Here is a 21,609-nt window from a genome sequence, read left to right on the forward strand (position 1 = left end):
ACCCCGGCGGATTGTTCTGCTGCCATAATCAGGGGGAAGGAATCGCGCCCACACAGAGCCTGAAAACTATTGCACCAGCGCCTCGGTCTTGAGATACGTGTCCAGAACCTCGATCGGCTTGCCTTGCTGCATCTTGCGGGCGAGTTCTTGCGCAGCTTCGATCTGGCGATGATCCATTGATTCAAGCAACCTTCTTCTGCTTATGCTCGCGGTTGCTTTTGCCTTCAAGATGATCCAGTCCGCATTGGGCACTTCAATTTCAGCAGCAAGACTAAAAAGGGCAAAGGCTACTATGCTGGAAGCCTGAACACCCAAGCCATTCTTGTAAAGTAAACCGAGGTTGTACTGTGCTGAGGTATGTCCCTGATCGGCCGCAAGGCGGTACCAGCGTACGACCTCGCCCTTGTCCTGCGTCACTCCCATTCCGTTTGCGTACATCAGTGCAAGGTTATATTGAGCATCAGCTTTACCTTGCTCGGCTGCTAGTCGGTACCAGTGCCCAGCTTCCTTGTAATTCTGTGTCACGCCCAAACCTTCTGCATACATTACGCCAAGCCCATACTGGGCCTCAGCCTGACCCTGTTTAGCTGCCAAGCGAAACCACCGCTCAGCCTCCCCGAAGTCCTGCTTCACGCCGATGCCTCTGGCGTACATGGCCCCTAACTGAGTTTGTCCCAACGCATATCCCTGATCGGCGGATAGCTGATACAGGCGAACCGCTTCAGCGTTGTCCTGCAGCCCCACCCTCCCCTGTTCATAAAATAAGCCAAGGTTGTACTGTGCTTCGGGCTTCCCATTTTCGGAGGCCAGACGGAACCAGCGTACAGCCTCTTCATCACTCTGAATCACTCCATCGCCAGTTGCATATCTCTCGCCAAGAACGTTCTGAGCACCAGCGTGTCCCTGCATTGCGGCCTCTCGGTACCAGCGAACAGCCTCCTTAGCGTTTTTTTCCGTACCCTGGCCGTTAGCGTACATTGCCCCAAGGAGCACTTGCGAAAGCACATGCCCCTTCTTAGCCAACTGTTGAAATTCCGGTAAGGCAACTTTGAAATCCTTTCTATCGTAGGCAGCAACTCCTTCAGCTAAACCGGCCCAAGCACTTCCCGCCAGCGCCACCAGCAACACCCCAAGCATCCAGTTCTTCATGGTTTTCTTTGCCCTTGTGCTTGATCCAGATTCCGGAAATTCTGTCGCCCCTGCATGCAGGCCACGGTGAGTTATCGCTGGTGGCTGTGTTTGCCGCGCCCAAGACGATTCACATCCGCCCAGTCGCCACGCATCATCGCTTCCTTCTTGGCGCGGCTCCAGCCTTTGATCCGCTGCTCGGCCACCAGCGCTTCTTCTCGGGTTGTGCATTCCTGTGACCAAGCCAGTTCAACAGGCAGGCGCTGGGCGGTATAACCGTCACAAGCGCCAATATGATGCTGGCCGAGGCGGTGTTCGAGATTGTCAGTATGGCCAGTGTAGTAGCTGCCGTCGGCGCATTTCAGGATATAGACCGAGAACATTTGCCCTCCTCTCATCGGCCCTTCGACTTCGCTTTGTGCAGCCTGTTCTGAGCCTGCCGAAGGGCTCAGGGCGAACGGGTTTTGAAGCATCGCTCCCTCAAACACCGTTCGTGCTGAGCGTCAGGAGCGAAGCGACTGGAGTCGAAGCACCGCTTCAGGGGCACGCAACCCTTCGACTTCGCTTTGCTACGCTCAGGGCGAACGGGGTGTTGTTGGGCGATTCATTCAAAACGATAACAACACGGCCTTTGCTCAAGCCCGCAGCTTGGCTATCAACCCATCCAGCTGATCCAGGCTGGCGAACTCGATGGTGAGGCTGCCGGCGCCCTTCTTGTTGGCCTTGATCGCCACCACGGCGCCGAGCTTGTCGGCCAGCTCTTCTTCGAGACGGGCAACGTCGCGATCCGGCGCAGGCTTGGCCTTGAGGCTGCCTTCTTTCGGCTTGGTCTGGGCGTTTACCAGCTTCTCGGTCTCACGCACCGACAGGCGCTTGGCGACGACTTCATTGGCGGCAAGGATCTGCTCGGCGGGCTGCAGGGCGAGCAAGCTGCGGGCGTGGCCCATTTCGATGTCACCGGCCATCAGCAGCTCCTGCACGGGTTTGGGCAGGTGCAGCAGGCGCAGCAGGTTGCTGGTGGCAGGGCGCGAGCGGCCGACGGCGTCGGCGGCCTGTTGATGGGTCATGCCGAATTCGTCGATCAGGCGCTGGATGCCGGTGGCTTCTTCGAGCGGGTTGAGGTCTTCGCGCTGGATGTTTTCGATCAGCGACATGGCCAGCGCGGCTTCATCCGGAATCTCGCGGATGATCACCGGCACTTCGGTCAGCTCGGCGATCTGCGCGGCGCGCCAGCGGCGCTCACCGGCGATGATTTCGTGGCGACCACCGGCGATGGGACGCACGGTGATCGGCTGCATCAGACCCTGGGCGCGAATCGAGGCGGCCAGTTCTTCGAGGCTGCCGGCGTCCATGCGGGTGCGCGGCTGGTACTTGCCGGGCTGCAGGTCTTCGACGCGCAAGGTGGTGAGGTTGCCAGTGTCGGAGGGCAGTGCGTCACTGCCGAGCAGGGCTTCGAGGCCACGACCGAGGCCTTTCATCTTGGGTTTCATGGCGATTTTCCGGTCAGATGGTCTTGATCCGCTCGATCATCTCGGCGGCGAATTGCAGATAGGCTTGCGAGCCCTTGGCGAGCTTGTCGAAGACCACGCCAGGCAAGCCGTGGCTGGGCGCTTCGGCCAGACGCACGTTACGCGGAATGATGGCCTTGAAGACCTTGTCGCCAAAGTGCGCCTCAAGCTGGGCAGAGACCTGCTGGCTGAGCGTGCTGCGCGGGTCGAACATCACGCGCAGCAGGCCGATGATCTTCAGATCGCGGTTGAGCTTGGCGTGCACCTGCTTGATGGTGTTCACGAGGTCGGAGAGGCCTTCCAGCGCGTAGTACTCGCACTGCATCGGGATGATCACACCGTGAGCGCCACACAGGCCGTTCAGGGTGAGCATCGACAGGCTGGGCGGGCAATCGACGAGAATGAAGTCGTAGTCGCCATCCACGGCGGCCAGAGCATCCTTGAGGCGCTTCTCGCGGTTGTCGATCTGCACCAGGTCGATCTCGGCGCCGGCCAGTTCGCGATTGGCGGCGAGCACGTCGTAGCCCCCTGCTTCGGAGCGGGCGCGGGCTTCCGCCACGCCGATCTGGCCGATCAGCACCTGATACACCGTCGCCGGCACAGCGCGCTTGTCGACGCCGGAACCCATGGTGGCGTTGCCCTGCGGGTCGAGGTCGACCAGCAGCACGCGCTGGCCATGGGTGGCCAGTGCTGCAGCAAGATTGACGGTAGTGGTGGTCTTGCCTACGCCACCCTTCTGGTTTGCAACGGCAAAGATGCGGGCCATGGGTCAGTTCCGGGTAATGAACAGGAGATGTCGTTCGGCATCGACGCCGGGTACTTCGAGGCGGCGTGATTCGCGCAGCCTGAAACCGGCAGGCAGCGCGTCGAGTTCGTCTTGAGGATACACGCCCTTCATGGCGATCCATTGACCGTCCGGGGCCACGAGATGCGCGGTGAGCGTGATGAAATCAGCAAGGCTGGCAAACGCCCGCGAACTCACTGCCGGATACAGCTCGGCAGGTTTGAGGTTCTCGACGCGGGTGTTGTGTACCGAGAGATTGGCGAGCCTGAGCTCGGCCTTGGCCTGCAGCAGGAAACTGGCCTTCTTGCCAACGGTTTCGACCAGCGCCACTTCGCAGTCCGGCCGGCAGATCGCCAGCGGGATGCCGGGCAGGCCACCGCCGGCGCCAATATCGGCAACGCGGGTGATGTCTGCCACATGCGGCAGGATGGCGAGCGAGTCAAGCAGATGCAGGTCGATCATCGATGCCTCATCGCGGATTGCGGTGAGGTTGTAGACCTTGTTCCACTTCATGAGCAGCGCCGCATAGGCAAGCAGGCACTGCTGCGTGCGTTCATCCAGATCGAGACCCAGTGCGGTGATGCCGTCGGCGAGACGCTGTGCAGTGTTCACGCCTCATCTCCCTGACTGATCCGACCGGCTTTGGCCAGCAGTTCACGCTTTTTGAGATGCACCATCAGCAAGCCAATCGCAGCAGGGGTAATGCCTTGAATGCGTGAGGCCTGACCCAGTGTTTCGGGTTTGTGCTGTTTGAGTTTTTGCTGCACTTCCTTGGACAAGCCACTGACCTGACTGAAATCCAGATCAGCCGGCAAGACCGTATTTTCCTGCGTGGACTGGCGCTGCACATCGTCCTGCTGACGTTCGATATAGCCCTGATATTTTGCAGAAATTTCAATCTGCTCAATGACTTGCGGGTCTGTCTCGGGGTCCTGCGGAGCAATCGACAGCCCCATCAAGGCGGCATAGCTCATACCGGGACGCCGCAGCAGGTCAAAGAAACGATGCTCGCGCTCCAGCTCCTGGCCGAAAACGGCCAGCGCTTCACCTTCTGCAAGCTTGTGCGGCAAAGCCCAGGTGGCGCGCAGGCGGGCGCTTTCATGTTCAATAGCCTCGCGTTTGGTACAGAAGGCCGCCCAGCGCTGCTCGTCAACCAGCCCAAGCGCCCGCCCCTGCTCGGTGAGACGCAGATCGGCATTGTCTTCACGCAGGCTGAGACGGTATTCCGCGCGCGAGGTGAACATGCGATAGGGCTCGGCGACCCCGCGCGTGATCAGATCATCAGCCATTACGCCAATGTAGCTTTCGCTGCGCGCCGGGCACCAGGCCGGTTTGCCCTGCACCTGCAATGCGGCATTCACTCCCGCCAGCAGACCTTGTGCAGCAGCTTCTTCATAGCCGGTCGTACCATTGATCTGGCCCGCAAAGAACAGCCCGCCAATACTCTTGGTTTCAAAACTGCTCTTGAGATTGCGCGGGTCGAAGTAATCGTATTCGATGGCGTAACCGGGACGCAGGATGTGGGCGTTTTCCAGACCTTCGATGCTGCGGACAACAGCGAGCTGGACGTCGAAAGGCAGTGAGGTGGAGATCCCGTTCGGATAGATCTCGTGCGTCGTCAGCCCTTCCGGCTCAAGGAAGATGTTGTGACTGTCCTTGTCTGCAAACCGGTGAATCTTGTCCTCGATGGAGGGGCAGTAACGCGGACCGACACCTTCGATCACACCCGTGTACATCGGCGAGCGGTCGAGATTGGCCAGAATGATCTCGTGGGTGCGCGGATTGGTGCGCGTCACCCAGCACGGCATCTGCCGCGGATGCTGGGCAGCATTGCCAAGAAAGGAGAACACCGGACGCGGGGTATCGCTGTGCTGCTCCTGCATCACCGCGTAATTGATGGTCTTGCCATCCAGACGTGGCGGCGTACCGGTTTTCAGGCGTCCGACCGGCAGGCTCAACTCGCGCAAACGATGCGACAGCGTAATCGCAGGAGGATCGCCGGCACGCCCGCCGGAATAATTCTGCAGCCCTACGTGGATCAGACCGTTCAGGAAAGTCCCCGCAGTCAATACAACGGTCGGCGCTTCAAAGCGCAAACCGATCTGGGTTAACACGCCGGTGACACGCTCACCCTCGACGGTGATGTCATCCACAGCCTGCTGAAACAGGGTCAGATTAGGCTGGTTCTCGAGACGTCGACGAATCGCGGCTTTATACAGAATGCGGTCAGCCTGGGCGCGGGTAGCGCGCACCGCCGGGCCTTTTGACGCATTCAGGGTGCGAAACTGGATACCACCTTCATCGGTGGCCGCGGCCATCGCGCCACCAAGCGCATCCACTTCCCTGACCAGATGCCCCTTGCCAATCCCGCCAATCGACGGATTGCAGCTCATCTGGCCCAAAGTTTCGATGTTGTGACTCAGCAGCAAGGTCTTGCATCCTGCTCGTGCTGCGGCCAGTGCAGCCTCGGTACCGGCATGGCCACCGCCAACAACAATCACATCGAAGCGTTCGGGATGCAGCATCTGGAGTCAAAGAACACAAAAGGGCTCGCAATGATACGCCCGGGAGGTCTTGCGAGCCAGTGGATAGGTCTGTGGAAAAACTGTGAACTGCGCTGTATAAATCAGGAAATCCGGGAGTGTTCCACGTGGAACAAATCTCAATGCGAGAACATATCCCAGCAAAGCTTGATGATCAGCATGGATACCACCGTCAACAGCAGCCAGCGAATAAAACCATTGCCGTGTCGCAGCGCAAGACGCGAGCCAAGTTGCGCACCCAATACGTTCGCACAGGCCATCGCCAAACCGAGCTGCCAGAGCACGCCTTCGTGAGAAAGAAAAAATGCAAGCGCGGCAAGATTGGTCGCCAGGTTGACCAGCTTGGCGCTCGCTGAGGCATGCAACATGTCCATGCCAAAAATCCGCACGAATCCAAAAATCAGAAAGCTGCCCGTGCCTGGTCCGAAGAATCCATCATAAAAACCAAGTCCGAAACCAAGCATCGCGGCCAGCATGCGAGGCTTCCGAAGATCAGCCCTGTCAGTCATGCTGCGTCCGAACTCCGGTTTGAACCAGGTGTAGATCCCAACAATCAGCAACAACCCGAGAACCATTGGCTTGAGTGCTACCGATGGAATAAACGACACCACCGCGGCACCACTTGCAGCTCCGAATAGGGCCGCTCCGCTTGCCGGGAGCGCAAGACGATACGGAATTTTGACTTTTCGCGAGTATTGCCATGCGGCACTGGCTGTGCCAGCAATACTGGAAAGCTTGTTGGTGCCAAACAGCATCGGGATCGACACACCAGGGAAGACGGCCAGCAACAGGGGAAGCTGCACCAGTCCGCCACCACCTACAACAGCGTCAATCAGACCCGCCAGAAAAGCTCCGGAAAGAAGAAGAAGCCATTCCACAGCTAATCAATGTTCCACGTGAAACACACCATCATTGATGCCCTGCTTCCTTCTCAGCCCACAAGGCTTTGGCCAAAGCCTTCCAGATTTCCGAGCCGTGAATATGATCGCCGAGCTCTGCGCCCTCCTCCATCGTCCGGAGCATCAGTGCAGTGAGGCCGAACAACTTCTGCTTGGCACGCCCTTCAATATCTTCGGGCGCCAGATGAATCAGCGAATCAGTCCCATGGTAGGCCAGCGCTTCGCGCGCAATGGCACGCATTTCTGCCTCATCGTTCCAGTCAACGCCCAAAGCCACCAGCATTCGTGCCACCTCCGTGGAGATAAGCAGGGCGTCGCCTTTGTGGTCTTCAAGTTCAGACATTGCTCCTCCTACTTGCCAATGCAGAAACGGGAGAAGATAACCCCCAACAAATCATCGGCACCAAATTCGCCCGTAATCGTATTCACCGCTTCTTGTGCCAGACGCAACTCTTCAGCCATAAGATCCAGCTGATCGATACTTTTCAATGCCAAGGCCACGTGTTCATCCGCATCGCGCAAGGCCTCCAGATGACGTTCACGAGCGAGAAAAACATCTTCATCGTGAGACTCCCAGCCGGCAATTTCCAGCAAGGCCTTGCGCAACAGATCAACCCCGGCTCCACTTTGAGCTGACAACCAGAGCCCGATGCCACCTTCCAGTTGTTCGCGGCGGGGCTTTTCATCACTCAGATCAATCTTGTTGAAAACCCAGATAACCGGAACGCCAACCGGCAGGCGGGCGTCGATCGCATGATCGGCGTCGACAACGCCAAGCGCTGCATCAACCATTCTTACGACAACGTCGGCTTTCTGGATTTCCATCCAGGTCCGTTCAATTCCGATCTTCTCAACCCGGTCCTGGGTATCGCGCAAACCCGCAGTATCAATGATGTGCAAAGGAATGCCTTCGATCTGAATGGCCTCTCTGAGTACATCCCGAGTTGTTCCGGCAACCTCGGTCACGATGGCACGATCTTCACCGGAAAGCTGATTGAGCAGGCTTGATTTACCTACATTGGGCTGACCTGCGAGTACCACCTGCAAGCCTCGCCGTAACAGACTACCCTGCTTCGCGCGCTGCAGGATGGATTGAAGATCAGACTGAAGTGTCTGCAAACGAGGAATAGCACGCGCAGCCTGCAGGAAATCGATCTCTTCTTCCGGAAAATCCAGCGTGGCTTCCACCAGCATGCGCAGATCAACCAGACGATCCCGCCAGGCATGAATCTGCTCAGAGAACCGACCTGACAGAGAGCGCAAGGCAGAACGCGCAGCGGCCGTTGTAGACGCATCGATCAGGTCAGCGACGCCCTCCGCTTGTGCCAGATCGAGTCGTTCATTGAGAAAGGCCCGTCGGGTAAATTCTCCGGGCTCTGCCAGTCTGGCGCCAAGCTCAAGGCAGCGAGCCAGCAACATCTGCATGACTACCGGACCACCATGCCCTTGGAGTTCGATGACGTCCTCGCCGGTATAGGAATGCGGCGCAGGAAAATACAACAACAAACCCTGATCAATGGGCTGCTGATGTTCATCCAGAAAATTTGCCAGTACGGCGATGCGGGGTTTGGGGGAACGTCCGGTGATGGTCTGAGCGAAACCTGTGAGGTTCGGGCCGGACACCCGAACCACACCAATACCACCGCGACCTGGAGCGGTCGCGATGGCGGCAATCACATCACTTTGCTGGTTTGGCCTCACCACGTTCAATCATCCGCGTAACGTACCACTGCTGCGCGATCGACAGCACGTTGTTCAGCACCCAGTACAGCACCAGACCCGAAGGGAACCACAGGAACATGAAAGTGAACATGATCGGCATGAGCATCATCACTTTGGCCTGAACCGGATCCGGCGGCGTCGGGTTAAGCTTGGTCTGGACCAGCATGGTTATACCCATGATGATCGGCAGGACAAAATAGGGATCCTTCACTGAAAGGTCGGTAATCCACATTTCCCAGGGAGCCTGACGCATTTCAACCACGCCCAACAATACCCAGTACAGCGCGATGAAAACCGGCATCTGGATGAGAATCGGCAGGCAACCACCCATGGGATTGACCTTTTCGGTCTTGTACATCTCCATCATGGCCTGATTGAGCTTCATCTTGTCGTCTTTGTAACGATCCTGAAGTGCCTTCATGCGCGGCATCAGCGTCTTCATCTTGGCCATCGACTTGTAGCTGGCGGCCGACAGAGGGAAGAACGCAGCCTTGATCAGCAAGGTCACGATGATGATGGCCCAACCCCAATTACCAACAAATCCGTAAATGGTAGACAACAGCCAGAACAGCGGAACAGCAATGATCGTTACCCAACCGTAATCAACAACGAGATTGAACCCCGGAGCGATTTTTTCAAGTTTGCGCTGTTCTTGGGGCCCGACATACAGAGGCACATCGACGCTTGTCTTCTGACCAGCCGCCACAGCCACCGGCAACATCACGCCTGCATCGAAGAAATCGTTGGGAATCTTGCGTGTAAAGAAATCACGCTTGACACCATTCTTTGGCAACCATGCGCTGACAAAGTAATGCTGCACCATGGCAATCCAGCCATCTTCTGCACTGTTCACATACTTGGCTTCATTCTTGGCAATCTTGTCGAAATCGATTTTCTGGAATTTTTTCTCTTCCGTGTAAACCGCCGGACCGGTAAAGGAACTTACCCCGCCAAAGAAACCTGCACTATGCTCGGTTGGTTTGTTGTCACGAACAAACTTGAAATATGCCGTTGTGTTCAACGCACTGGTGTTCGCATTCTGGATTTCGTAACTCACATCGATGAGGTAAGAATCACGATGGAAGGTCAGAACCTTGGTTACGGTTACGCCATTCACAGCCGGGGCATTCATGCGAACCTGCAGGTCGTTCTGACCTTCTGCAAGTGAATATTCGCCTGCCTTCAGGTCAAACACCGTATCCTGATCCGGCAATCCACCAGTCAACCCACTTTTTGCTACATAGAAATGGTCGCCCTGCTCCTGCAGCACGACAAAATTCTTGCGATTGTCCTGTGCCTGCGCAGCTTGGCCAAAAACTGTTTTCAGCAGGTTCATCCAGCTGCGGCCATCTTCACTTGTCTTGTGCTGGGTAAGTTCGACACGGATGATGTCCCCGCCTTTGGCAGACACCGTAGCGATCATCTTGTCGGTCTTGATAACGGCTTTCGCAGCTGCTGCGTATACCGAACCGGGATTGCCTGTAGCCGCTTCCGGAAGCCCATTGCTTGCTGGCGCGGATGCTCCGGAGCTTACTGGCGCTGGAGCGTTGCCAATCTGGGTGCCAACTGCAGACTGGGCAGCAACAGGAGCTTGTTTCGGCGCATTGTAGGCCGTCCACTTTTCCCACAGCATGATTACCGAAAAGGCAAAAATGACCATGAGGAGAAGGCGCTTGAAATCCATCTGCATGATTAGGGCTCGGATGAAGAAGAGGGTTGAAAGCGAGGAGTGAAAACCTCAGGGTACCGGGTCATGACCACCGTCGCACCAAGGGTGACAACGCAGAACACGCCAAACGGCAAGTCTAAGGCCTTTCAGCAAGCCGTGCTTGTGCAAGGCTTCGATTGCGTAAGCAGAACAGCTCGGATAATAGCGGCAACGATTGCCAAGCCACGGACTGATGGCGTAGCGATAACCCTGCAGCAACCAGACAAACAGGGTTTTCATCGCGGCAACCGGCGCAGGACATGCTGCATGTCAGTTCGCAGATCCGCACGCGTCGCCGCGGCTACTGGCGCATGTACGCGCAGGATCAGGTCATGACAAGCCAAGGTTGAACGGACATGTCGAAACATCTCGCGTGCCATGCGCTTGATGAAATTGCGCTGAACAGCCCGTTTTGCAAGCTTTTTGGCAACAACTACTCCGAGACGAGCCGTGACACCACCAGAAGGGCAGTAATGAAGGATGAAGAAACGTCCTCTTACTGCCTTCCTGAAAGCAAAAACGGATGAATACTCATCCGTTTTGCGCAAGCGATATGCAGGTCGAAATGACCGCGAGTTGTCAGGCGAATCCATGATTCCCGGCGCACGGAGCACCGACAAAGAACCCGCTGCAGCCGCGTTCAGACGGCCAGGCGATGGCGGCCTTTGGCACGGCGCGCGTTGATCACCTTGCGGCCACCTTTGGTAGCCATGCGAACCAGAAAACCGTGGGTGCGCTTGCGACGAACCACAGAAGGTTGATACGTGCGTTTCATGATCTTTCCCTAAATCTTGACAGTCCAGCGAACTCGCGATTAGATATTTTATCTGCCTGTCTGTCAAGATAAACCTGCATTCCTTCCTTTTTCAGCCTGTGGATAAATGTGTCCTGAAAAGGTAGAATCAAGGCCGTTGTCAGATTCCTCTCAGGCAAGACAAAAAGAGGAGCGACACCAAATTCCCCATATACACCATCCGCAGGCGCTCTCGTCGAGAAGCTGGCGGCGGTGTCTTGTTAACCCCGCACCGGCAGCATTGTCGATGCCGCAACAGCGATTAGCCAAAAACGTGAGTCACGCCTTCTGGACTGCCTGTCTGGCCCGACTGGAAAGTGAACTGCCTGCACAGCAGTTCAATACCTGGATCCGTGCGCTTGAAGTAGCTGAAGCGGGTAGTAACGAAGGAGTGAAACTATTTGCTCCGAACCGTTTTGTCCTGCAATGGGTGCGTGAGCGCTATCAACGCCGACTGGAACAACTTGCCGAAGAGTTCTTTGGAACGGTGACCCCACTGAGTCTTGAACTCGGGAGTCCTTCCAAAAAGCCGACCACAGCTTCTGCTGCACGTCCTGTTGTACAAACTGCACCACAACAGGTATCCACCAGTTCTTCGGCACCAATCGAAGCTCCTGCTGTGATTACCAGCAGCAATTCCAGCTACGAAAAGACGCGGCTTAATCCGTCCTTTACCTTCGATACTCTGGTCACCGGGCGCGCCAATGATCTGGCGCGCGCGGCAGCTATCTCTGTAGCAAACAATCCTGGTTCTTCCTACAACCCCCTGTTTGTTTACGGCGGCGTCGGTCTGGGTAAAACCCACTTGATCCACGCCATCGGCAACGAGGTATTGCGTCACAATCCGAAAGCGGTGGTGCGTTACGTACACGTTGAAGACTACTTTGCCGATGTACTGCGTGCCTACCAGCAGAAGAGCTTTGATCAGTTCCAGCGTTACTACCGTTCACTGGACTTGCTGCTGATTGACGATATCCAGTTCCTTGGTGTCGGTAACAAGGAGCGCACCCGTGACGAATTCTTCCATGCTTTCAATGCGCTAACCGAAGCCAAAAAACAGATTGTCATCACCTGTGATACCTATCCAAAAGATATCCAGGGCCTTGAAGATCGTCTGATCTCCCGTTTCGACTGGGGTTTGACCGTTCAGATCGAACCACCTGAACTAGAAATGCGTATTGCCATTCTGAAGAAGAAGGCTGAATTTGACGGAGTTCCGCTCCCTGACGACGTTGCTTTTCTGATCGCCAAAAATCTGCGGTCCAACGTACGTGAACTTGAGGGAGCCCTCAAGAAGGTTGTGGCCTATGCTCGCTTCCACGGCCGCGAAATCAGCCTTGAGGTTGCCCGTGATGCGTTGCGTGACCTGCTCGCAGCGCATAACCGCCAGATTACCTTCGAGCTGATTCAGAAGACCGTAGCCGACTTCTACAAAATCAAGCTGGCTGAGCTGCTATCAAAGAAACGTACGCGCAACATTGCACGTCCAAGACAGGTTGCTATGTATCTGTCCAAGGAACTCACGCCAGCTTCGCTACCAGCGATTGGTGATGCCTTTGGCGGCCGTGACCATACAACCGTACTGCATGCGTGCCGGACAATTGCGGAAATGCGCTTGTCCGATCAGCAACTCAACCATGACCTGCATGTGTTGACCCAGACACTCAGAGGATAAAAACGTCGAAAAAGCCTGTGGACAACCCTGGGGAACAGCACTTGAGCAAATGTGCGCAAGTCTGCTCAAGTGGATCATCAGGAAAACTGTCCCCAATTGCTCACATTGTTATCAGGTTGGTTTCCAACAGCTTGATCAACATGGTTAAGTTCATGTTTTTAAAAACAAATAAAGACTTATCCACAGAAACTGGCCTGATGTATTATTAGTATTAGTTATATATAGAAGTACTTGTTAACAACAAAGAAGGGAAGCCTGTTGGTGCTTTGCCAGACAAAAAATCTGTCTGCCCGTAGGAACCTCCTGACAGAGATTGCGATGCAACAGGAACAAATTTCGGGCATGGTAGCAATTGCACTCAAGACTGCCTGAGCAAGCCGTAATGTGCGGAGACCGAAGCACCGAATGTGGATAAGTAACCGGCAATCCTGAGTGTGAAATGTGAACAAACAGTGTTTACGGCAAAGGTCAGGAAGTTCTCCCCAATTGCCCACAGCGCTGTCCCTCCCCTTATAAACAGGGTGATCAACAGGGTTAAGTATTTGAATTAATGGATGTATTTCTGGTTATCAACAGAAAACAGCCTGATATATTAATAATAGGAGGTTTATATAAATGCTTCTGTTAACAACTAGCCGTGATGCCTTGTTGGGCCCTCTGCAGTCTGTTTCCGGGATTGTCGAGAAACGTCACACACTGCCGATCCTGTCCAATGTGCTGATCGAAAAGCATGGTGATGCGCTGACCCTGCTGGCAACTGATATCGAGATCCAGATCACCACACATCAGATCTCGCAAGGAAGTGGCAGTGAAGACGCATCAATCACGGTGGCTGCCCGCAAGCTGCAGGACATTCTGCGTGCTTTGCCTGATGGAGAAGTCAGCCTGGTCCTTGATGACAAGCGTCTGACTCTGAAAGCTGGCAAAAGCCGTTATGCCCTGCAAACCCTGCCTGCGGCGGATTACCCACGCATGCAACTGAATACCGGTGAGAGTCTGACTGTACGTCTGTCACAGAAGGATTTCCGTCGTCAGCTGGCTCAGGTGGCTTATGCCATGGCAGCTCAGGACATCCGCTATTACCTCAACGGTTTGCTGATGCAGGTTCAGGGTAACGAGTTGCGCATGGTTGCAACAGACGGCCATCGTCTTGCTCTGTCATCCAATACGCTGGAACAGGAATACGCCAAGACCGAAGTCATCCTGCCCCGCAAGACCGTACTGGAACTGACCCGTCAGCTGGCAGATACAGAGGATCCGGTCGAAATCGTCATTACCGGTAATCAGGCCTGCTTCCGTTTTGGCCCGATCGAGCTGATCACCAAACTCATCGATGGCAAGTTTCCCGACTACGAACGCGTCATTCCTCAAGGCAACCCGAAGCTGGTCACGGCACACCGAACCAGTCTTCTGTCGGCGCTTCAGAGGGCGGCAATTCTCACCAATGAAAAATTCCGTGGTCTGCGTGTAGTGCTTGAATCAGGCATCCTGAAGATCATCAGCTCCAACTCCGAGCAGGAAGAAGCTCAGGAAGAACTGGAAGTGAATTACGCAGGTGACGATCTGGAACTCGGATTCAACGTCACATACCTGCTTGATGTACTCAACAACGTAGTCACGGATACCGTTGAAATCCATCTCAACGAACCCATGTCTTCGGCTTTGTTCACCTTGCCTGGCAATGAACAATTCAAGGCAGTTGTGATGCCGATGCGGATCTGAAGCTGGATGAAACGCTTTCTGCAAATTATCCTCACTGCCAGCAGCATGTTTCTGCTGGCAGCCTGCAGCCATCAGGTGTTGCACAAAGATGCTCCGGTTTCCGTGCAAAATGTCATCGGCAAAGACGGGATTCATGGTCAGATCGTCGGAAATCTTCCGACGGGTGCCAATTTCTCCCGTTTGCAGATCGGCATGAGCCGCAGCGAGGTTGAGGCACTTGTTGGACGCCCTACCGAGCTGGATGCACAAGCAACAGGTACTGCGTGGGTTCCCTACTACTTTGGCTCTGATACCTGGAGTACCGAAAGTTACTACCGGGGGCGGGGGCGTCTTGTCTTCAATGCAGACAGTCGTCTCGTACTTATCGATGTCAGTGAGAATGCCTGCAAATAGGTGTTTTCCAGGTAGTACTGGCCAATCCGCATAACGTTTGATTCAAAAAAAGTCGACCACCATGTCTGATCAGCAAAACCCGCAAGAGCCCGCTTACGACGAAGACAGCATCCAGCAGCTTGAAGGTCTGGAGGCCGTACGCAAGCGTCCTGGCATGTATATCGGCGACACATCCGACGGTACCGGTCTGCATCACATGGTGTTTGAAGTCGTTGATAACGCCATCGACGAAGCACTGGCCGGGCATTGCAACGATATTGTGGTGACGATCCATACCGACAACTCGATTTCAGTGACGGACAATGGTCGCGGCATTCCGGTCGGCATCAAGATGGATGACAAGCATGAACCCAAGCGTTCTGCTGCTGAAATCATCATGTGCTCGCTGCATGCCGGAGGAAAGTTCAACCAGAACAGCTACAAGGTCTCCGGTGGTTTGCACGGCGTCGGCGTTACCTGCGTGAATGCGCTGTCCAAGTGGTTGCGCCTGACTATTCGTCGCGATGGCAAGAAGCATCTCATCGAGTTCAACCGTGGTCACGCTGTCGAGCGCATCATCGAAGTACGCGATGGTGTTGAAGTCTCGCCGCTCAAGATCGTTGGCGAAACCGAAAAGCGCGGTACCGAAGTACATTTCCTTGCTGACGAAGAGATCTTCGGTACTGTTGAGTTCCACTACGACATTCTTGCCAAGCGCCTGCGCGAACTATCTTTCCTCAATAACGGTGTGGCTATCCGCCTGGTTGATCAACGAACCGGCAAGGACGAAAATTTTGCCTTCTCTGGCGGTGTGAAGGGTTTCGTTGACTACATCAATCGCGCCAAGACCACCTTGCACCCGAATGTGTTCTACGCCACGGGTGTGACCAAGGTCACTACTGGCCAGGTTCACGATGTCGAACTTACGGTTGAAGTCGCCATGCAGTGGAACGACAGCTACCAGGAGCAGGTACTGTGTTTTACCAATAACATCCCGCAGGCCGATGGTGGTACCCACCTCACTGGCCTGCGCGCTGCGATGACCCGTGTCATCAACAAGTACATCGACGAAAACGAAATCGCCAAGAAAGCCAAGGTCGAGATCAGTGGCGATGACATGCGCGAAGGTCTCGCTTGCGTGCTTTCGGTGAAAATGCCTGACCCGAAGTTTGCTTCACAAACCAAGATGAAACTGGTTTCTGGTGAAGCCAGGCCAGCCGTGGAAGAAGTTGTCGCTGCCAAGCTTGCGGAGTTTCTGCTTGAGCGCCCGATTGATGCCAAAACCATCTGCGGCAAGATCGTTGAAGCTTCGCGCGCCCGTGAAGCAGCCCGCAAGGCTCGTGAAATGACCCGGCGCAAGGGAGTGCTGGATGGTATCGGCCTGCCCGGCAAGCTCGCCGATTGCCAGGAAAAAGACCCCGCCCTGTGCGAAATCTACATTGTCGAGGGTGACTCAGCCGGCGGCTCAGCCAAGCAGGGGCGTGATCGTAAATTCCAGGCAATCCTGCCACTGCGCGGCAAGGTACTTAATGTCGAGCGGGCACGCTTCGACAAGCTCATTTCCTCCGAGCAGATCGTTACCCTGATTACCGCGCTCGGCACTGGTATCGGCAAGGACGACTACAAACCTGAAAAACTGCGCTATCACCGCATCATCATCATGACCGATGCCGACGTTGATGGAGCCCACATTCGCACCCTGCTGCTCACCTTCTTCTACCGTCAGATGCCTGAACTGGTTGAGGGTGGCCACATCTACATCGCCCAGCCGCCGCTGTACAAGATCAAGCACGGCCGCACCGAGATGTACATCAAGGACGACAACGAACTCTCTGGTCACCTCCTGCGCCTCGCGCTGGACGGCGCCGTGCTGGTGCCGAAAACCGGCGCCACCCCGATTGAAGGCACTGCACTCGAAGAGATGGCCAAGGCCTACCTCTTGGCCGAAGCCGTGATCAATCGCCTGACCAGCTGGATCGATCCAGACGTGTTGCAAGCGGCCATGGCACACGACATCGAATTCAGCCTTGTCGACGAAGGCGCTGCCCAAGCCTCGGCTGAACGGCTGCAGCCGGTTGTACCAGCCAACATCACGGTCCGTGCCGAGTTCAACGAAGTGGATGAAGCCTGGCAGATCGTTCTGGAACGCATGCACCACGGCAACATCAAGCGTACCGTAATCGACCCCGAATTCATTGCATCCGGGGATTACATCACCATTCGCCGCGCCAGCCAGCTCATCACCGGCCTGATCGGGGAAGGTGCGGTCATGGCTCGCAATGACAAGAACAGTCCGGTGAAGAGCTTCTCTGAAGCCATCACCTGGATGCTCAACGAAGTCGAACGCAATCTCGGCAAGCAGCGCTACAAAGGGCTGGGCGAAATGAATCCTGACCAGCTCTGGGAAACCACCATGGATCCCACCGTGCGTCGTCTGCTCAAAGTACAGATCGATGACGCCATTGCTGCCGACGAAATTTTTACCACCTTGATGGGTGATCAGGTTGAGCCACGCCGCGATTTCATCGAGCGTAATGCCCTGAACGCCCGCAATATCGACGTTTGATGTTGTCTGGCTTTTCGTTTTGTGGTGTTTCTACGCCTTGCGGCGCAGGTTGCCCGACGAAGTTGCTGCAGTCAGTCCAGCGGAAGCCCGGCAATGAAGTGGTGTTGAAAAGGCTTCTCAACAAGCGGTAAGGCTTCAACGCGAAGCGGCCTTTCGCAGCAGATCATCCCGATCCACTGCCTTACCTACCGGAGCAAGCACGAGCATGACGGACTCCATTGACGACAACGACCGCAAGATACTCGACCTGTTGCGCCAGAATGGTCGCCTCACCAATCAGGAGCTGGCTGACCTGATCGGGCTTTCTGCCTCGCAATGTTCACGCAAGCGCATTGCGTTGGAGCAGGCCGGGCTGATTCTCGGCTATCACGCCCAGCTCTCGCCAGAGGCAGACGGTACGCCCGTGATGGGGGTGGTGGAAGTGCGCCTGCTGAACCACACCGCAGAGTCGACCGAGCTGTTTCATGCCTTCGTGCGCCAGGCCGATTCGATCCGTGATGTATTCAAGCTGACCGGGGATTACGACTACCTGCTCAAGGTGGCGGTGGCTGATCTGGCGGAACTGAGCCGCTTGATCCAGCAACTGGCCGGGCTGCGCAACAGCGTGAGCCACTTGCGGACTTCGGTGGTGCTGGAGCGCCTCAAGGAGTCCGGTGTAGTGATTGACCCATAGGCCCGCTGAAGCACGCTTTAATCATTTGTTTTGTTTTTGTGCGTGAGTTGTGCGTTTTTATCTTAAAATCGCACGATTAGATCTTATTTCTTCTCATGACTGACGCAACACTTTCTGAACGTGCGCCACATACCGCGCTTGAAGACATTCTCGCGCTGCTGCTTGGCACTCTTGTCGTTTCTTTCGGCGCCAGCCTGCTCAAACAAGCCGGTGCACTCACCGGTGGCATGGCCGGGCTGGCTTTCCTGATCCATTACGCAACCGGCGTGAAGTTCGGCGCAGCCTTCTTCCTGCTCAATGTGCCTTTCTACTGGCTGGCATTTCGCCGCATGGGCAAGGCCTTCGTGCTCAAGACTTTCTGTGCGATCGCGCTGGTCTCGGTGTTCACCGAACTGCACCCGCATTTCATCGACATCTCGCATCTCAACCCCTTCTACGCTGCAATCTTTGCCAATGCAGTGATGGGCCTGGGCTTCATCGTGCTGTTCCGTCACAAGGCCAGCCTGGGTGGTGTGAACATTCTTGCGCTTTATCTGCAGGATCGTTACAACATCCGTGCCGGCAAAGTGATGATGGGTGTGGATGTGTGTATCGTTCTGGCTTCGATTTTCCTCGTCAGCCTGCCCTTGCTGACGGCTTCGATTTGCGGGGCGGTGATCCTGAACCTGATCATTGCCATGAATCACCGCCCCAATCGCTATCTGGCCTGACAATTCCGCACAACTTCCCGGACTTCTTACCCATGTTCCAGCACATCGATGCCTACGCCGGTGACCCCATCCTGTCGCTGATGGAAACCTTCAAGACTGATCCGCGCGCCGACAAGGTCAATCTCTCCATCGGCCTGTACTACGACGCGAAAGGGGTGATTCCCCAGCTGGATGCGGTGCAGCAGGCTTATGGTCGTATTGAAGGCCGGCGTGCCATGCCCAGCCTGTATCTGCCGATGGAAGGCATGAAACCCTACCGCGAAGCGATTCAGGGCCTGCTTTTCGGTGCCGATAGCGCTGCCGTGGCGACGGGGCGGGTAGCCACCATCCAGACCCTGGGCGGCTCGGGCGCGCTTAAGGTGGGGGCGGATTTTCTCAAGCGCTACTTCCCGAAATCGGAAGTCTGGGTGTCGGACCCGACCTGGGATAACCACGTCGCAATCTTTGAAGGCGCCGGTTTCAAGGTCCACACCTATCCCTACTTCGATTCGCAGACACTTGGCGTGGCGTTCGACGCGATGCTTGCCGCGTTTGCAGCATTGCCGGCGCAGAGCATCGTGCTGCTGCACCCCTGCTGCCACAACCCCACCGGCTCGGACCTGAGTCCCGCACAGTGGGACCGCGTGATCGAAGTGCTGCGTGCCCGCGAGCTGATTCCCTTCCTCGACATCGCCTATCAAGGCTTCGGTGCCGGCATGGAAGAGGATGCCTACGCGATCCGTGCGCTCGCAGCGGCAGGCCTGCCCTTTCTGGTGGCGAATTCCTTCTCCAAGATCTTCTCGTTGTATGGCGAGCGCGTTGGCGGCCTGTCGGTGGTGTGTGAGAGTAACGAAGCTGCGGGCCGCGTACTGGGCCAGCTCAAGGCCACTGTGCGCCGCAACTACTCCAGCCCGCCGATGCTGGGGGCTGAGCTGGTCGCTGCCGTGCTTGGTGATGCCGAACTCAAGGCGACCTGGCTGGCTGAGGTGGAGAGCATGCGCACGCGTATCCTGGCCATGCGTGAAACCCTGCGTGATGCGCTCAACAGCAGCCTGCCGGGACGCAATTTCGACTATCTCGTCGAGCAGCGCGGGATGTTCAGTTACACCGGTCTTTCCGCCACACAGGTGGATCGTCTGCGCGAGGAGTCAGGCATTTACCTGATCCGCAGCGGGCGCATCTGCGTGGCGGGTCTCAACGATGGCAACGTCGGCCGGGTGGCCGACGCTTTTGCGAAGCTCATGGCCTGAGCTCATCAAGCCGGTGGCGCAGCGCGTGCGGTGATCGCGCGCCACTTCTATCCTGTCGTGATCGCAGCCTGCAACGCAAGATTCACGCGCAGGCTGTGATTCGCGTCAGCGCAGCCAGCCCTTCTTGTTGAAGTACCAGAACGGGACCAGGATCGAAAACAGCATCAGCCCCAATGAGAAGGGGTAGCCGTGACCCCACTCCAGCTCGGGCATGAACTTGAAATTCATGCCATAGATGCTGGCGATCAGGGTCGGCGGCAGCATGGCAACGCTGGCCACCGAGAAGATCTTGATGATCTTGTTCTGGTTGATGTTGATGAAGCCGACGGTGGCATCCATCAGAAAGTTGATCTTGTCGAAGAGAAAGGCAGTGTGGCCGTCCAGTGACTCGATGTCGCGCAGGATCTGGCGGGCATCTTCCTGCTGATCCTTGGACAGGAACTTGCCCCGGATCAGGAAGGACAGCGCCCGGCGCGTATCCATCACATTGCGGCGGATGCGTCCGTTCAGATCTTCTTCGGCGGCAATCGCGGCCAGCACCTTGGCGGCTTCCGTATCGGTCATCTCGGTGCTGAGCACCTGCTTGCCGACGGCTTCGAGCGAGGCGTACACGTCTTCGAGCGTGTCGGCGGAGTATTCGACGTCGGCGGCGTACAGATCGAGGAGCACGTCCTTGCCGTCGCTCACATAGCCGGGCTGGATGCGTGCGCGCAGGCGCTGCAGGCGGAACACCGGCAGTTCTTCGTTGCGGATCGAGAACAGGATGCCCTGGTGCAGCACGAAGGCCACGGCTACGTTGCGTGACTCGTCGGCCTTGTCGAGCAGGAAGTCGGAGTGCAGGTGGATCTGCTCGCTTTCGTCCTCGATGTAGAAGCGCGCGGATTCCTCAAGGTCGGTGAGATCTTCCGGATCGGGCAGCGAGAGGCCGAAAACCTGTTTGACCCAGTTCAGCTCTTCCTTGTCCGGCGCGATCAGGTCGACCCAGATCGGCTTGGCCGCGGCCAGCTGGCTGCGCGTTTCGATGTGGATCTGGCGCAAGCGTCCGTTGTGCAGCTCGAAGGCATTGAGCATCAGCGGCTTGCGCTCGGGCTGTTCGGGTTCGCTGGTGAGGGTGTCGCGGAATTCGTCGGAAGAGAGTTCTTCGAGGATGTCCTCGCCACGCACCGCCTTGACCAGCTCCCACACCACCACGCTTTCGTTGTGCGGCAGGGCTTCGAGGATACGGGCGATTTCGGCGGCTTCGAGGGTGTCGAGCTTCTTCTGCAGTTCGACCAGATTCTGCCGGTGCACCAGGCCATCGACCAGATCGTGGCGCGGCATATCCTGGCGTCTGACCAGATCCTCGACCAGACGATGACGGCCGAGCAGCGCCTGCACCTCCTGCAGGTGTTGCTCGAAAGCCTCGTCATTGGCGGGCTGGATGTCTTCGTTCTCTGACATGACGGGGCCTCGGTCGGAAAGCCGGAATTCTACTTGCTAATGGTGGGTAGGCGTACCGTTGTCTGCACGTTTTTGTGCGCTGCAGGGGCCATGCGGGCAGGATGGGCGGTGCGCTGTGGTGCGCGCGAATCGGTGAA

At 56.4% G+C, this 21,609-nt stretch carries 21 protein-coding genes; 7 read left to right on the forward strand and 14 right to left on the reverse strand.

Translation table 11 applies throughout. From position 1 onward, the window contains the following. Nucleotides 1-66 precede the first annotated feature (66 nt). From Q9Q94_RS05100 to rpmH, 13 genes are all read right to left on the reverse strand, one after another. Nucleotides 67-1,149: a tetratricopeptide repeat protein gene (locus Q9Q94_RS05100; RefSeq protein WP_305978941.1), complete on the reverse strand. Its 1,083-nt coding sequence runs from the start codon at nt 1,147-1,149 to the stop codon at nt 67-69. A 71-nt stretch (nt 1,150-1,220) separates the two neighbouring features. Then, on the reverse strand, nt 1,221-1,511 hold the full coding sequence (locus Q9Q94_RS05105; RefSeq protein WP_305978942.1) for a GIY-YIG nuclease family protein: 291 nt from the start codon (nt 1,509-1,511) through the stop codon (nt 1,221-1,223). 252 nt (nt 1,512-1,763) lie between these two features. Beyond that, nucleotides 1,764-2,618 (reverse strand): ParB/RepB/Spo0J family partition protein, encoded by an 855-nt coding sequence (locus Q9Q94_RS05110; RefSeq protein ID WP_305978943.1) that lies wholly within the window; start codon nt 2,616-2,618, stop codon nt 1,764-1,766. 13 nt (nt 2,619-2,631) lie between these two features. Next, entirely contained in the window at nt 2,632-3,402 is a 771-nt protein-coding gene (locus tag Q9Q94_RS05115; protein ID WP_305978944.1) for a ParA family protein, read from the reverse strand. Nucleotides 3,403-3,405: 3 nt separating this feature from the next. Then, entirely contained in the window at nt 3,406-4,032 is a 627-nt protein-coding gene (gene rsmG, locus Q9Q94_RS05120; protein ID WP_305978945.1) for a 16S rRNA (guanine(527)-N(7))-methyltransferase RsmG, read from the reverse strand. Next, nucleotides 4,029-5,945, reverse strand: coding sequence for a tRNA uridine-5-carboxymethylaminomethyl(34) synthesis enzyme MnmG (mnmG, locus tag Q9Q94_RS05125; protein ID WP_305978946.1), 1,917 nt, complete (start codon nt 5,943-5,945; stop codon nt 4,029-4,031). The genes rsmG and mnmG overlap by 4 nt, the downstream gene beginning before the upstream one ends. Nucleotides 5,946-6,082: 137 nt before the next feature. Continuing rightward, nucleotides 6,083-6,841 (reverse strand): TSUP family transporter, encoded by a 759-nt coding sequence (locus Q9Q94_RS05130; protein WP_305978947.1) that lies wholly within the window; start codon nt 6,839-6,841, stop codon nt 6,083-6,085. Nucleotides 6,842-6,872: 31 nt separating this feature from the next. Next, the gene (locus Q9Q94_RS05135) at nt 6,873-7,205 is read right to left on the reverse strand and encodes a hypothetical protein (protein ID WP_305978948.1); all 333 of its coding nucleotides are present in this window, start codon (nt 7,203-7,205) and stop codon (nt 6,873-6,875) included. Between the two features lie 8 nt (nt 7,206-7,213). Further along, nucleotides 7,214-8,539: a tRNA uridine-5-carboxymethylaminomethyl(34) synthesis GTPase MnmE gene (gene mnmE / locus Q9Q94_RS05140; RefSeq protein ID WP_305978949.1), complete on the reverse strand. Its 1,326-nt coding sequence runs from the start codon at nt 8,537-8,539 to the stop codon at nt 7,214-7,216. Nucleotide 8,540: 1 nt separating this feature from the next. After that, a complete protein-coding gene (yidC, locus tag Q9Q94_RS05145; protein WP_371929816.1) occupies nt 8,541-10,274 on the reverse strand; it encodes a membrane protein insertase YidC in 1,734 nt (577 codons plus the stop codon). 48 nt (nt 10,275-10,322) lie between these two features. Next, nucleotides 10,323-10,532, reverse strand: a complete 210-nt coding sequence (gene yidD, locus Q9Q94_RS05150) for a membrane protein insertion efficiency factor YidD (RefSeq protein WP_305978950.1) — start codon at nt 10,530-10,532, stop codon at nt 10,323-10,325. Then, nucleotides 10,529-10,885 (reverse strand): ribonuclease P protein component, encoded by a 357-nt coding sequence (rnpA, locus tag Q9Q94_RS05155; RefSeq protein ID WP_305978951.1) that lies wholly within the window; start codon nt 10,883-10,885, stop codon nt 10,529-10,531. Before rnpA ends, yidD begins: the two co-directional genes overlap by 4 nt. A 47-nt stretch (nt 10,886-10,932) precedes the next feature. Continuing rightward, nucleotides 10,933-11,067, reverse strand: a complete 135-nt coding sequence (gene rpmH / locus Q9Q94_RS05160) for a 50S ribosomal protein L34 (protein ID WP_305978952.1) — start codon at nt 11,065-11,067, stop codon at nt 10,933-10,935. Nucleotides 11,068-11,359: 292 nt separating this feature from the next. On the opposite strand from rpmH, the gene dnaA reads away from it, so the two are divergent. The 7 genes from dnaA to Q9Q94_RS05195 all read left to right on the forward strand — a co-directional run bounded on the left by dnaA (nt 11,360) and on the right by Q9Q94_RS05195 (nt 20,032). Further along, on the forward strand, nt 11,360-12,760 hold the full coding sequence (gene dnaA / locus Q9Q94_RS05165) for a chromosomal replication initiator protein DnaA (protein ID WP_305979484.1): 1,401 nt from the start codon (nt 11,360-11,362) through the stop codon (nt 12,758-12,760). 615 nt (nt 12,761-13,375) lie between these two features. Next, the gene (gene dnaN / locus Q9Q94_RS05170; protein ID WP_305978953.1) at nt 13,376-14,482 is read left to right on the forward strand and encodes a DNA polymerase III subunit beta; all 1,107 of its coding nucleotides are present in this window, start codon (nt 13,376-13,378) and stop codon (nt 14,480-14,482) included. Nucleotides 14,483-14,488: 6 nt separating this feature from the next. Further along, nucleotides 14,489-14,875, forward strand: coding sequence for an outer membrane protein assembly factor BamE (bamE, locus tag Q9Q94_RS05175; protein WP_305978954.1), 387 nt, complete (start codon nt 14,489-14,491; stop codon nt 14,873-14,875). A gap of 61 nt (nt 14,876-14,936) precedes the next feature. Continuing rightward, the gene (gyrB, locus tag Q9Q94_RS05180) at nt 14,937-17,420 is read left to right on the forward strand and encodes a DNA topoisomerase (ATP-hydrolyzing) subunit B (protein ID WP_305978955.1); all 2,484 of its coding nucleotides are present in this window, start codon (nt 14,937-14,939) and stop codon (nt 17,418-17,420) included. Between the two features lie 205 nt (nt 17,421-17,625). Further along, nucleotides 17,626-18,093: an Lrp/AsnC family transcriptional regulator gene (locus Q9Q94_RS05185; RefSeq protein ID WP_305978956.1), complete on the forward strand. Its 468-nt coding sequence runs from the start codon at nt 17,626-17,628 to the stop codon at nt 18,091-18,093. 95 nt (nt 18,094-18,188) lie between these two features. Next, nucleotides 18,189-18,803 (forward strand): YitT family protein, encoded by a 615-nt coding sequence (locus Q9Q94_RS05190; protein ID WP_305978957.1) that lies wholly within the window; start codon nt 18,189-18,191, stop codon nt 18,801-18,803. A 32-nt stretch (nt 18,804-18,835) separates the two neighbouring features. Beyond that, nucleotides 18,836-20,032 (forward strand): amino acid aminotransferase, encoded by a 1,197-nt coding sequence (locus tag Q9Q94_RS05195; RefSeq protein ID WP_305978958.1) that lies wholly within the window; start codon nt 18,836-18,838, stop codon nt 20,030-20,032. Nucleotides 20,033-20,137: 105 nt separating this feature from the next. Here the strand turns inward: Q9Q94_RS05195 and corA are convergent, their stop codons facing one another. Further along, nucleotides 20,138-21,472 (reverse strand): magnesium/cobalt transporter CorA, encoded by a 1,335-nt coding sequence (corA, locus tag Q9Q94_RS05200; protein ID WP_305978959.1) that lies wholly within the window; start codon nt 21,470-21,472, stop codon nt 20,138-20,140. Nucleotides 21,473-21,609: the final 137 nt, after the last annotated feature.

Source organism: Uliginosibacterium sp. 31-16 (genome assembly GCF_030730865.1).
Taxonomy (GTDB): Bacteria; Pseudomonadota; Gammaproteobacteria; order Burkholderiales; family Rhodocyclaceae; genus Uliginosibacterium.

Excerpts from the sequence above, each read along its gene's own strand:
- Q9Q94_RS05100 (WP_305978941.1), bottom strand. The coding sequence starts at position 1,149 with ATGAAGAACTGGATGCTTGGGGTGTTGCTGGTGGCGCTGGCGGGAAGT.
- Q9Q94_RS05105 (WP_305978942.1), bottom strand. The coding sequence starts at position 1,511 with ATGTTCTCGGTCTATATCCTGAAATGCGCCGACGGCAGCTACTACACT.
- Q9Q94_RS05110 (WP_305978943.1), bottom strand. The coding sequence starts at position 2,618 with ATGAAACCCAAGATGAAAGGCCTCGGTCGTGGCCTCGAAGCCCTGCTC.
- Q9Q94_RS05115 (WP_305978944.1), bottom strand. The coding sequence starts at position 3,402 with ATGGCCCGCATCTTTGCCGTTGCAAACCAGAAGGGTGGCGTAGGCAAG.
- mnmG (WP_305978946.1), bottom strand. The coding sequence starts at position 5,945 with ATGCTGCATCCCGAACGCTTCGATGTGATTGTTGTTGGCGGTGGCCAT.
- Q9Q94_RS05135 (WP_305978948.1), bottom strand. The coding sequence starts at position 7,205 with ATGTCTGAACTTGAAGACCACAAAGGCGACGCCCTGCTTATCTCCACG.
- yidC (WP_371929816.1), bottom strand. The coding sequence starts at position 10,274 with ATGCAGATGGATTTCAAGCGCCTTCTCCTCATGGTCATTTTTGCCTTT.
- yidD (WP_305978950.1), bottom strand. The coding sequence starts at position 10,532 with ATGAAAACCCTGTTTGTCTGGTTGCTGCAGGGTTATCGCTACGCCATC.
- rnpA (WP_305978951.1), bottom strand. The coding sequence starts at position 10,885 with ATGGATTCGCCTGACAACTCGCGGTCATTTCGACCTGCATATCGCTTG.
- rpmH (WP_305978952.1), bottom strand. The coding sequence starts at position 11,067 with ATGAAACGCACGTATCAACCTTCTGTGGTTCGTCGCAAGCGCACCCAC.
- dnaN (WP_305978953.1), top strand. The coding sequence starts at position 13,376 with ATGCTTCTGTTAACAACTAGCCGTGATGCCTTGTTGGGCCCTCTGCAG.
- bamE (WP_305978954.1), top strand. The coding sequence starts at position 14,489 with ATGAAACGCTTTCTGCAAATTATCCTCACTGCCAGCAGCATGTTTCTG.
- gyrB (WP_305978955.1), top strand. The coding sequence starts at position 14,937 with ATGTCTGATCAGCAAAACCCGCAAGAGCCCGCTTACGACGAAGACAGC.
- Q9Q94_RS05185 (WP_305978956.1), top strand. The coding sequence starts at position 17,626 with ATGACGGACTCCATTGACGACAACGACCGCAAGATACTCGACCTGTTG.
- Q9Q94_RS05190 (WP_305978957.1), top strand. The coding sequence starts at position 18,189 with ATGACTGACGCAACACTTTCTGAACGTGCGCCACATACCGCGCTTGAA.
- Q9Q94_RS05195 (WP_305978958.1), top strand. The coding sequence starts at position 18,836 with ATGTTCCAGCACATCGATGCCTACGCCGGTGACCCCATCCTGTCGCTG.
- corA (WP_305978959.1), bottom strand. The coding sequence starts at position 21,472 with ATGTCAGAGAACGAAGACATCCAGCCCGCCAATGACGAGGCTTTCGAG.